The 10,931-nt window shown below is 72.1% G+C and carries 8 protein-coding genes and 2 rRNA genes; 2 read left to right on the forward strand and 8 right to left on the reverse strand.

What is annotated here, in order from left to right; translation table 11 throughout:
- Positions 1 to 229 precede the first annotated feature (229 nt).
- Both ACFV6D_RS06905 and ACFV6D_RS06910 read right to left on the reverse strand, forming a co-directional pair.
- Entirely contained in the window at positions 230 to 1,576 is a 1,347-nt protein-coding gene (locus ACFV6D_RS06905; RefSeq protein ID WP_380485543.1) for a class I SAM-dependent RNA methyltransferase, read from the reverse strand.
- 401 nt (positions 1,577 to 1,977) lie between these two features.
- Positions 1,978 to 4,047 (reverse strand): APC family permease, encoded by a 2,070-nt coding sequence (locus ACFV6D_RS06910; RefSeq protein ID WP_107452862.1) that lies wholly within the window; start codon positions 4,045 to 4,047, stop codon positions 1,978 to 1,980.
- Positions 4,048 to 4,276: 229 nt separating this feature from the next.
- On the opposite strand from ACFV6D_RS06910, the gene ACFV6D_RS06915 reads away from it, so the two are divergent.
- Entirely contained in the window at positions 4,277 to 4,945 is a 669-nt protein-coding gene (locus ACFV6D_RS06915; protein ID WP_063347597.1) for a TrkA family potassium uptake protein, read from the forward strand.
- The gene (locus ACFV6D_RS06920; RefSeq protein ID WP_063347598.1) at positions 4,945 to 5,616 is read left to right on the forward strand and encodes a TrkA family potassium uptake protein; all 672 of its coding nucleotides are present in this window, start codon (positions 4,945 to 4,947) and stop codon (positions 5,614 to 5,616) included. Before ACFV6D_RS06915 ends, ACFV6D_RS06920 begins: the two co-directional genes overlap by 1 nt.
- A gap of 107 nt (positions 5,617 to 5,723) precedes the next feature.
- Here ACFV6D_RS06920 and ACFV6D_RS06925 read toward each other — a convergent pair whose 3' ends face one another.
- The 6 genes from ACFV6D_RS06925 to ACFV6D_RS06950 form a co-directional block, all read right to left on the reverse strand.
- On the reverse strand, positions 5,724 to 6,539 hold the full coding sequence (locus ACFV6D_RS06925; RefSeq protein ID WP_244293354.1) for a DUF3159 domain-containing protein: 816 nt from the start codon (positions 6,537 to 6,539) through the stop codon (positions 5,724 to 5,726).
- A gap of 2 nt (positions 6,540 to 6,541) precedes the next feature.
- Positions 6,542 to 6,949 carry an OB-fold nucleic acid binding domain-containing protein gene (locus tag ACFV6D_RS06930; protein ID WP_063347599.1) on the reverse strand — a complete coding sequence of 136 codons (408 nt, stop codon included), beginning with the start codon at positions 6,947 to 6,949 and terminating at the stop codon, positions 6,542 to 6,544.
- A gap of 66 nt (positions 6,950 to 7,015) precedes the next feature.
- A complete protein-coding gene (locus ACFV6D_RS06935; protein WP_063347600.1) occupies positions 7,016 to 7,696 on the reverse strand; it encodes a response regulator in 681 nt (226 codons plus the stop codon).
- A gap of 109 nt (positions 7,697 to 7,805) precedes the next feature.
- Positions 7,806 to 10,394 carry an ATP-binding protein gene (locus ACFV6D_RS06940; protein WP_380371189.1) on the reverse strand — a complete coding sequence of 863 codons (2,589 nt, stop codon included), beginning with the start codon at positions 10,392 to 10,394 and terminating at the stop codon, positions 7,806 to 7,808.
- A 240-nt stretch (positions 10,395 to 10,634) separates the two neighbouring features.
- Positions 10,635 to 10,751: ribosomal RNA gene (gene rrf, locus ACFV6D_RS06945) — 5S ribosomal RNA — on the reverse strand.
- An 87-nt stretch (positions 10,752 to 10,838) separates the two neighbouring features.
- A 23S ribosomal RNA gene (locus ACFV6D_RS06950) occupies positions 10,839 to 10,931 on the reverse strand; the annotation flags it as partial.

A 10,931-nucleotide genomic window follows, 5' to 3' on the forward strand; every position in this document is an offset into this window, starting at 1 on the left:
GCCCGAGTGTTGCGCGAGCCCCCCCGCCGGGGCGCGCGGGCTCACACCCCCGCCCGCGCCGGCCGCCCCCGCGGGGGGGGGGGCGCCCCCCCCGGGCCGCGGGGCCCCCCCCTCCTCTGCCGTCTCCTCCGACGAACTCCCCCGAACTCCCCCGGACTGCCTCTGACCGCCCCGAACCGCCTCGAACGCGGTCAGAGCCCGTCAGTCAGCACCCCGGAGGGCCGCCGGGTCACTTCCCGATCGGCTCCAGGATCGTCACGCACTCGAAGTGGTGCGTCATCGGGAACAGGTCGAAGGCCCGCAGCGAGACCGGCCGGTAGCCGCCCTCGCGGAAGAACGCCAGGTCCCGGGCGAGCGCCGCCGGGTCGCAGGCGACGTACGCGATCCGGCGCGCCTCCAGGCCGACCAGGTGCGCGACGGTCTCGCGCCCGGCGCCCGAGCGCGGCGGGTCCAGGACGATCAGGTCGGTGGCGGTGATGCCGGTGCGCGGCAGCAGCGTCTCGACGCGGTCGCACTCGATCCGCACGTTGTCCAGCGCGGCCAGGTTGTGCCGGGCGTCGGCCACGGCCTGCTTGGAGGACTCGATGCCGAGCACCGCACCCTCCTCGCCGACCCGGTCGGCCAGCGCGCCCGCGAACAGGCCGACGCCGCAGTACAGGTCGAGCGCGTTCTCGCCCCACTGCGGGTCCAGGCCGTCCAGGACGGCGCCGACCAGGGTGTCCGGCGCCTCGGGGTGGATCTGCCAGAAGCCGCCGTTGCTGACCCGCCAGGTCCGCCCGGTCGCCCGCTCGCGCACGAAGCTGCGGCCGTGCACGCGGTGGATGTCGCCCTGGTCGTCCACCCGGGCGATCGACACCGGCTTGTCCAGCTCGACCAGCGGCAGCTGGGCGCCGGGACGCGGGGTGAGCACCACCTGGCGGTCCGAGGAGCCGCTCGCGGCGATCACCTCGACCGAGGCGATGCCCGGCCAGTCGCGGGCCTCGATGCCGAGTTCGGTGACGCCCTCGGCGGCGATCAGGCAGCGGTCCACCGGCTGCACGTCGTGCGAGCGGTGCTTGCGCAGGCCGACCTTCCCGGTCTCCTGGTCCACGGCGTACTGCACGCGGGTGCGCCAGGTCGGCACCTGCCCGGCCGGCAGCTTGCCGCCGACCGGCTCGACGCTGCCGTCCCAGCCCGCCTCGGCCGGGGTGAGCCCGGCCAGCTTGGCCAGCTGCTCGGTCAGCACCTGCCCCTTGAGCTTGCGCTGCCCGCCCGGGGTGACGTGCTGCCAGTCGCAGCCGCCGCACTTGCCGGGCCCGGAGAACGGGCACGGCGGCGCGATCCGCTCCTTGGCGGGCTCCAGGATCTCGACCGCGTCGGCCCGCAGGAACCGGGAGGTGGAGGTGCCCTCGGTGACCAGTGCGACCACCTTCTCGCCAGGCAGCGCGTGCCGGACGAACAGCACCCGGCCCTCGTGCCGGGCCACGCAGTGCCCGCCGCCGTGCGCGACCGGGCCGACCTCGACCTCGTAGCGCTGGCCGGCCAGCGGATCGCCGGTCGGCGTCTCGGGCCGCGCGGCCCGCGGCGCGGTGCGCAGCGCCTTCGGCGGCCGCACCGCCTGCTTGCGCGGCCGCTCCCCCGGCGTGCGGGACGCCTGCGCGCGGGATCCCTGCGCGCGGTCGCCCTTCGGCGCACCGTCCTTGGAGCGCTCGCCCTTCTGCGTGCGCTCGGTCTTCGGCGCACGGTCGGTCTTCTGCGTACGGTCGGTCTTCTGCGTACGGTCGGCCTTCGGCTTCCCCGTGTCGGCTTCCGCCGGACGCGCGGGAGCAGGCTCGCCCGGCGCGAGCGGCGCGGTCTGCGCGGTGAAGCCGTCGCGGTCGGTGGCGGCCGGGCGCACGGGCTTGCCCCAGCGCGGCCGGGCGACCTTGCCGGGGGCGGCGGCGCCCTTGCGGGCGCCCTTGCCCGAGGATCCGGAGGAGCGGGACGGGGTGTTGCGGGTCACTGGGCGGAGTCCTTGCTGCTGTCAGCGGTGGCGTCTGGCATAACGGGGACCTTCGACTTTACGGCCTTCGGCGCCCGAGGCTCGCCACGCCGGACGGCACCCGGCGCCGACCAGGCCTTCTGCGGTTTGCGCCGCTCGGAGGACTCCAGCTGCCACGGCACCGAGGTGACCATCACCCCGGGCTTGAACAGCAGCCGTCCCTTGAGCCGCAGCGCGCTCTGGTTGTGCAGCAGGTGCTCGTACCAGTGGCCGACCACGTACTCGGGGATGTAGACCGACACCACCTCACGCGGGCTGCTGCGGCGCAGGTTCTTCACGTAGTCGAGGACGGGCCCGGTGATCTCGCGGAACGGCGAGTCCAGCACCTTGAGCGGCACCTCGATGCCGCGCTCGTCCCATTCCCGGCGCAGCGCCGCCGTGTCGGCCGGGTCGACGTTGACGGTGACGGCCTCCAGGGTGTGGGCGCGGGCGAGCCTGGCGTAGGCGAGGGCGCGCAGCGCGGGCTTGTGCAGCTTGGAGACCAGCACGATGGCGTGCACCCGGGTGGGCAGCACCACGTCGTCCGGCTCCTCGGCGGCGGTGAGCTCCTCGGAGACCCGGTCGTAGTGGCGGCGGATGCCCTTCATCATCACGAAGAGCACGACCATCGCGGCGATCGCGATCCAGGCGTGGCTGATCTTGGTGACCAGGACGACGATCAGCACGGCCATGGTCATCACCAGGCCGAAGGTGTTGATCGCCCGGCTGCGCTGCATGTGGCGGCGCTTGGCCGGGTCGGTCTCGGTGCGCAGCAGCCGGGTCCAGTGCCGGATCATGCCGGACTGGCTCATGTTGAAGGAGACGAAGACGCCGACGATGTAGAGCTGGATCAGCCGGTTGGGGTCCGCGTCGAAGGCGATGACGAACAGGATCGCGGCGATCGCCAGCAGGATGATGCCGTTGGAGAAGGCCAGCCGGTCGCCGCGGGTGTGCAGCTGGCGCGGCAGGTAGCGGTCCTGGGCGAGGATCGAGCCGAGCACCGGGAAGCCGTTGAAGGCGGTGTTCGCGGCGAGCACCAGGATCAGGCCGGTGACGGCGGCGACGAAGTAGAAGCCGGGCGTGAAGTTGTTGAAGACGGCTTCGCTGATCTGGGCGAGCGCGGTCTTCTGGTGGTAGCCGGGCGAGGAGCCGACGAGCTGCTCGGCCGGGTTCTCGGCCATCTGCACGCCGGTGAGGCGGGCCAGCCAGATGATGCCCATGAACATCACCACGGCGATGCTGGCCATCATCAGCAGGGTGGTGGCGGCGTTCTTGCTCTTGGGCTTGCGGAAGGCCGGCACGCCGTTGGAGATGGCCTCCACGCCGGTGAGCGCGGCACAGCCGGAGGAGAACGACTTGAGCAGCAGGAACACCATGGCGAACCCGGCCAGCGATTCGTTGCCGGGGATGGCGGCGAGGTGGAATCCGGAGCTCTCGGCGGGCATGTCCTGGCCGAGCAGGAAGTGCCGGACGAAGCCGTAGCCGACCATACCGATGACGCCGATCATGAACGCGTACGTCGGGACGGCGAAGGCGGTGCCGGATTCGCGGACGCCGCGCAGGTTCATGCCCATCAGCACCACCACGACGATGACCGACAGGGTCAGTTCATGGCCGCGCAGCGCGGGGACGGCGGAGACGACGTTGGCGACGCCCGAGGTCGTCGAGACGGCCACCGTGAGCACGTAGTCGACCATCAGGGCGCTGGCGACGACGAGTCCCGACTTGGGCCCGTGGTTGACGGTCGCGACCTCGTAGTCGCCGCCGCCGCTCGGGTAGGCGTGCACGTTCTGCCGGTAGGAGGCGACCACCGCGAGCATCACGATCGCGACGACGACGCCGATCTGCCAGGAGAAGTGGATCGCCGAGGCACCCGCCACGGAGAGCGTCAGCAGGATTTCCTCGGGGGCGTACGCGACCGAGGAGAGCGCGTCCGAGGCGAAGACGGGCAGCGCGATCCGCTTGGGCAGAAGTGTTTCGCCCAATTTGTCGCTGCGCAGGGCGCGCCCGATCAGGATGCGTTTCGGTAGGTCAGTCGGCATAGGCACGTTAAGGAATCGTAGGGGCTTCCCGGGCCGGGCTCCGCCGTTTGTCCCCCCCTTCGTCGCGACTGCGTTCTATGGACCGGCTAGCGTGTCGGATACGAGTCGGCGGGCAACACTCAGGTTGTGAGTCGGCGCCCCACGAGAACGCTCGCCCAGGGAAGCCGGGCGGGAAAGGGAGATGAACGGTGTTTGCGCAGGTCAAGAACCCTACGGGACGGGTGAGGTAGCGCCGGTGCACATCGTCATCATGGGCTGCGGCCGCGTGGGCTCGGCCCTCGCCAGAGCCCTGGAGAAACAGGGCCACTCGGTGGCCGTGGTCGACCAGGACCCGACCGCGTTCCGTCGGCTGGGCGCCGGGTTCAACGGGCGCCGGGTGACCGGCGTCGGCTTCGACCAGGACACCCTGCGCGAGGCGGGCATCGAGGAGGCCGGCGCGTTCGCCGCGGTCTCCAGCGGCGACAACTCCAACATCATCGCCGCGCGGGTGGCCCGGGAGAACTTCGGCGTGGAGAACGTCGCGGCCCGGATCTACGACCCCCGCCGCGCCGAGGTCTACCAGCGCCTGGGCATCCCGACCGTGGCGACGGTCCGGTGGACCGCCGACCAGATGCTGCGCCGGCTGCTGCCGAGCGGCGCCGAGCCGCTGTGGCAGGACCCGAGCGGCGGCGTCCAGCTGGCCGAGGTCGCCTACGCCCCGGGCTGGGTCGGCCACCGCATCGGCGTGCTGGAGGAGTCCTCCGGCGCCCGGGTGGCGTTCGTCACCCGGCTCGGCGAGGGCGTGCTGCCCTCGCCCCAGATGGTGGTGCAGGAAGGCGACCTGGTGCACGTGATGCTGCGCCGGGGCGACCTGACGGCGGTCGAGGCCGCGTTCGCGCAGGGGCCGAAGGAGGAGGGTCACTGATGCGGGTCGCCATTGCCGGGGCCGGTGCCGTGGGTCGCTCGATCGCGGGCGAGCTGCTGGAGAACGGGCACGAGGTCCTGCTGATAGACAAGAACCCCAACTCCATCTCGGTGGAGCGGGTGCCCATGGCGGAGTGGCTGCTGGCCGACGCCTGCGAGATCACCTCGCTGGACGAGGCGGCGCTGCAGCGCTGCCACGTGGTGATCGCCGCGACCGGCGACGACAAGGTGAACCTGGTCGTCTCGCTGCTCGCCAAGACCGAGTACGCGGTGCCGCGGGTGGTCGCCCGGGTGAACAACCCGAAGAACGAGTGGCTCTTCAACGAGTCCTGGGGCGTGGACGTGGCCGTGTCCACCCCGCGTCTGATGTCCGCCCTGGTCGAGGAGGCGGTCAGCGTCGGCGACCTGGTCCGGCTGATGCGCTTCAGCCAGGGCAACGCCAACCTGGTCGAGCTGACCCTGGCCGCCGACACCGAGCTGGTCGGCACCCGGGTGGGCGACGTGGCCTGGCCGCAGGACACCGCGCTGGTGACGATCATCCGCGAGGGCCGGGTGCTGGTGCCGGGCAAGGACGACACCCTGGAGGGCGGCGACGAGCTGCTCTTCGTGGCCGCGCAGGAGCGCGAGGAGGAGCTGGAGGACCTGCTGTCGGCGTCCTCCGGCGCCCAGTAGGGCCGAAAGCGCGGACCGGACACGGGCGAGGGCCCGCACCCACCAGGGGTGCGGGCCCTCGCCCGTCGCGTGCGGGCCGGCGAGCCGGGGCTCCGGCCGGACAGGGCCTAGCGGGCCGGCTCCTCGTCGTCGTCGAACTGCGCCTTGATCGGCGGCGGCGCCTTGAGCAGGATCTGCCAGGTGACGTACATCGCCAGCAGCATCGGCGGGATGCCGAGGGCGACCTTGAGCCAGCCGAGCAGGTTGACGTTGTGGGTGAAGTACAGCGGGAAGAGGATCACCGGCTTGAGGCCCATGATCACCACCCAGGCCCAGGTCGCCTTGGTGTAGGCGGCGAACCGGCCCGGGTTCTCCTTGCGCCAGGTGAACATCTCGCCGGTGACCGGGCCGAGCATCACGCCGATCATCGGCCAGCGCACCAGGGCGGAGACCGCCAGGGCGATGCTGTAGCCGACGTTCCACAGCAGGCCGGGCAGGTAGAAGTCCTCGGCGCGGCCGCTCTTCATCGAGATCCAGGCGCCGAGGGCGACGCCGAACACCCCGCTGAAGGCGTGCTGGACGGTCTCCCGCCGGGCCAGCCTGGTCACCACGAACACCGCGCACAGGCCCAGCGCGGCCCAGGCGGCGGAGCTGACCTGGTGGGTGATGTTGAAGGTGACGATGAAGACCAGGCCGGGCAGCGTCATGTCGATCATGCCGCGCACGCCGCCGAAGGCCTGCAGAATGGTGTCGGCCGCTTCCTTGGAGGCGGCGGCCTTGCGGGCGGCCTCCTCGGCCGCGCTGTCGGCGGCCTCCTTGGCGACGACGGCCTCGCGGACGGCCGCGTCGGCCGCGGCCCCGGGTCCGTGCGGGCCGGGCGGCGCGTGGTGGTTCGCGGCCAGGTCAAGCTGGGCGGCGGACTCGCCGCCGGGCTGGTTGCTCACGCTCATTCGCTCCCGTGTCCGACCGGACGCAGCTCATAGCGGGGGTTGAACAGCACGCGGCGCCCGCGTGCGTGGCTGATCCGGCCGCTGGCGACGAGCCGGCGGCCCGGCTCTATGCCCGCGATCGAGCGGCGGCCGAGCCAGACCACGTCCAGCGCCTCGGTGCCGTCGAAGAGTTCGGCCTCCAGGGCCGGCACCCCGGCCCGCGGGCGGAGCGTCACCGTGCGCAGCGTGCCCGCCACGGTGACCAGCTCGCGGTCCGCGCAGCCGGCGATCGGCGTGCAGCCCGACTCCGCCGCGCTCTCCTGGCGCAGCTCCTCGGCCTGCAGCTCCTCGGCCGAGGAGGTCAGCCGGCTGAGCATGCGGCGGAAGCGCCCCTGCGGCTGGTCGCTGCTGTTGTCACCACTCATGTCGGAAGGGTACCGGTTTCCGCGCCCCCGGCGGCAGGCCGTACGGCCACCGGGGGCGCCCCGGGGTCAGCTCTCGAAGCGGTAGCCCATGCCCGGTTCGGTGATGAAGTGGCGCGGGTGCGAGGGGTCGCGCTCCAGCTTGCGGCGCAGTTGGGCGAGGTAGACCCGCAGGTAGTTGGTCTCGGTGCGGTAGGCGGGGCCCCACACCTCCTGGAGCAGCTGGGTCTGGCTGACCAGCCGGCCGGCGTTGCGGACCAGCACCTCCAGCAGGTGCCACTCGGTCGGGGTGAGGCGGACGTCGGCGCCGTCCCGGTTGACCTTCTTGGCGGCGAGGTCGACGGTGAAGCTCTCGGTGACGACCAGCGAGTCGTCCTCGCCCGCGACCGGCTCGGCGCGGCGCACGGCGGCGCGCATCCGGGCGAGCAGCTCGTCCATGCCGAACGGCTTGGTGACGTAGTCGTCGGCGCCGGCGTCCAGGGCCTCGACCTTCTCGTCGGAGGCGTGCCGGGCCGACAGCACGATGATCGGCACCCGGGTCCAGCCGCGCAGGCCGCGGATCACCTCGACGCCGTCCATGTCGGGCAGGCCCAGGTCGAGGACGACGACGTCGGGATGGCGGGCGGCGGCCAGTTCCAGGGCGCTCGCGCCGTCATGGGCCGCGTCGACCTCGTACTTGCGGGCCTTGAGGTTGATCACCAGCGCGCGGACGATCTGCGGTTCGTCGTCCACGACGAGGACCCGGGTCATTTACGGGCTCCGCCTTTCAGGGCTGTCGGACTTACGGACTGTGGGACTTACTGAACATACGGATTGCGGAAGCGAGGAACGACAGGCCGGAGCGGCAGGCCACCGGCTGTCACGTGATCAGCCGCGACAGCGGGTCGTGCCCGTCACCGGCCGCCTCCCCCGGTTCCGGCGGCCGCTCGGCCGCGGGCAGGCTGACGACCATGGTGAGGCCGCCACCAGGGGTGTCCTCGGCGGTGACGGTACCGTCCATCGCCTCGACGAAGCCGCGCGCCACCGCGAGCCCGAGCCCCACCCCGGCGCCGCGCGGCGCGTCCCCGTAGCGCTGGAACGGCGCGAAGATCCGCTCCTTGGCGTCCTCGGGCACACCCGGGCCGCGGTCCACGATCCGCAGCTCGACCCGCGCGGAACCGCCCGGCTGACGCAGCGCGTCGGCCTTGACCAGCACCTTGACGCCGTCCGGGCTGTACTTGACGGCGTTCTCGACCAGGTTGGCCAGCGAACGCTCCAGCAGGCCGCCGTCGGCCCGGATCATCGGCAGCGTCTCCGGGACGTCGAGGCGCACCGACTCGGGCGGCACCCCGCCGAGGGCGAACGGCACCACCTCGTCCAGGTCGGTCTCCTGGATCAGCGGGGTGACGGTGCCGGTCTGCAACCGGCTCATGTCCAGCAGGTTGTTGATCAGGTGGTCGAGCCGGTCGGCCCCGGCCTCGATGCCGGCCAGCAGCTCCGCCTCGTCCTCCGGCGCCCACTCGACGTCGGCCGCCCGCAACGAGGTGACGGACGCCTTGATCCCCGCCAGCGGGGTGCGCAGGTCGTGCGAGACCGCCGCCAGCAGGGCGGTGCGGATCCGGTTGCCCTCCGCCTCCCGGCGCGCCGCCGCGGCCTCCCGGGCCAGCCGGCGGCGCTCCAGCACCACGGCCGCCTGCGCGGCGAACGCCCCGAGCAGGCGCCGGTCCGCCCCCGGCAGCACCCGGCCGCGCAGCACCAGCGCCAGGCTGTCGCCGACCGGCACGTCCACGTCGGCCTCCTCCGGCCGCTCCGGCGGGCGCGGCCCGGCGGTGGCGACCGGCACCCAGGCGCCGAGCGGCTCCGGACGCTCCAGCAGCGCGGCGCTCTCCTGCCCGAAGGTCTCCCGGACCTGCTCCATCAGCGCGGTCAGCACCCCGTCCCCGTTCGGCGCGCCGCGCAGCACGGTACCGGCCAGCGCGCTGAGCGTCTGCGCCTCCGTCTGGCTGCGGGCCGCCTGGTGGGTGCGCCGGGCCGCTAGGTCGACCACGGAGGCGACCGAGATGCCGACCACGGTGAATATCGCCACCGCCATGATGTTCTGCGGCTCGTTGATCGTGAAGGTGTGGATCGGCGGCGTGAAGTAGTAGTTCAGCACCGACGAGGCGACCAGCGCCGACCCGATCGCCGGCAGCAGCCCGCCGACCAGCGCCGCGCACACCGTCAGCGACAGGAACAGCAGCATGTCGGTGGACAGGCCCAGCCCGCCGATCGCGGTCAGCACCAGCGCCAGCACCGGCGGACCCGCCAGCCCGATCAGCCAGCCCGCGATGGTGCGGGAGCGGCCCAGGTCGGTGATCCGGCGCACCGGCACCCGCCCGCGTCCGTGCCCGGCGTGCTCGTGGGTGACCATGTGGATGTCGATGTCGCCGGCCTCCCGGGTCACCGTGGTGCCGACGCCAGGCCCGTAGAGGTACTGCCAGGCCGGCCGGCGGCTGGTGCCCAGCACGATCTGGGTCGCGTTCACGCCCCGGGCGAAGTCCAGCAGCCCGGCGGCCGGGTCGTCGCCGAGGACGGCGTGGAAGGAGCCGCCGAGGCTCTCCACCAGGGCCCGCTGCTCGATCAGCGTCTGCGGGGAGCCGGTGCCCGAGAGCCCGTCCGAGCGGGAGATGTGGACGGCGAGGAGTTCACCGCCGGAGACACGGGCCGCGATCCGGGCCGCCCGCCGGATCAGCGTCGCCCCCTCGGGGCCGCCGGTCAGGCCCACCACGATCCGCTCCCGGGCCTGCCAGGTGCCCTCGATGCCCTGCTCGGCCCGGTACTTCTGCAGGTACTCGTCGACCCGGTCCGCGGTCCACAACAGCGCCAGCTCGCGCAGCGCGGTCAGGTTGCCCGGGCGGAAGTAGTTGGCCAGGGCCGCGTCTATCTTCTCCGGCGCGTACACGTTTCCGTGCGCCAGTCGCCGCCGCAGCGCCTGCGGCGACATGTCGACCAGCTCGATCTGGTCGGCCCGGCGCACCACCGCGTCCGGCACGGTCTCGCGCTGGCGCACCCCCGTGATGCCCTCGACGGCGTCGCCGAGCGACTCCAGGTGCTGGATGTTGACGGTGGAGATCACGTCGATCCCGGCTGCCAGCAGCTCCTCGACGTCCTGCCAGCGCTTGGCGTTGCGGCAGCCGGGGATGTTGGTGTGCGGCAGCTCGTCCACCAGCGCCACCTGCGGGCGGCGGGCGAGGACGGCGTCCACGTCCATCTCGGTGAACGCGGCCTCCCGGTGCACCAGCTGCCGGCGCGGCACGACCTCCAGCCCGTCGACGAGCTCCGCGGTGAGCCGCCGGCCGTGATCCTCCACGAACGCCACCACGACGTCCGTGCCACGCTGCTGTCGCCGGTGCGCCTCGGCGAGCATGGCGTACGTCTTGCCGACCCCGGGGGCCGCCCCAAGGTAGATGCGCAGCCTGCCTCGTCCCATGAGCACCATTCTTGATCCGGCTCTGCCCCGGGGCCACCCCCGGACACCTGTTCCCCTTCCCTTCGAGACTACGGCGTGAGCGGCGATTTTCCGCTGATCAGTGGACTGATCATGCGGTTTTAGCGACATATTGACGGCGCCCGCCCCCTCGGCCGGGCCGGCTTGAAAGCCTTCTGCCCTGTCTCCGGGAAATGCAAAAAGACCCCCTCCCAGAAGGGAGGGGGTCTTTTCGGAATAATTGTTCGGCGGCGTCCTACTCTCCCACAGGGTCCCCCCTGCAGTACCATCGGCGCTGTAAGGCTTAGCTTCCGGGTTCGGAATGTAACCGGGCGTTTCCCTCACGCTATGACCACCGAAACACTATGAAACTGTCAACCGCACCAACCCCGTAGCCAAACGGGTTGGGGTCGTTGTTTCAGAACAACACAGTGGACGCGAGCAACTGAGGACAAGCCCTCGGCCTATTAGTACCGGTCAACTCCACCCCTCACAGGGCTTCCATATCCGGCCTATCAACCCAGTCGTCTACTGGGAGCC

Origin of the sequence: Kitasatospora sp. NPDC059812, from assembly GCF_042732075.1 — a bacterium.
Classification (GTDB): Bacteria; Actinomycetota; Actinomycetes; order Streptomycetales; family Streptomycetaceae; genus Kitasatospora.

Coding starts and splice junctions, on each gene's coding strand:
- ACFV6D_RS06920 (WP_063347598.1), top strand. CDS start 4,945: ATGCGGGTCGCCATTGCCGGGGCCGGTGCCGTGGGTCGCTCGATCGCG.
- ACFV6D_RS06930 (WP_063347599.1), bottom strand. CDS start 6,949: ATGAGTGGTGACAACAGCAGCGACCAGCCGCAGGGGCGCTTCCGCCGC.
- ACFV6D_RS06935 (WP_063347600.1), bottom strand. CDS start 7,696: ATGACCCGGGTCCTCGTCGTGGACGACGAACCGCAGATCGTCCGCGCG.
- ACFV6D_RS06940 (WP_380371189.1), bottom strand. CDS start 10,394: ATGGGACGAGGCAGGCTGCGCATCTACCTTGGGGCGGCCCCCGGGGTC.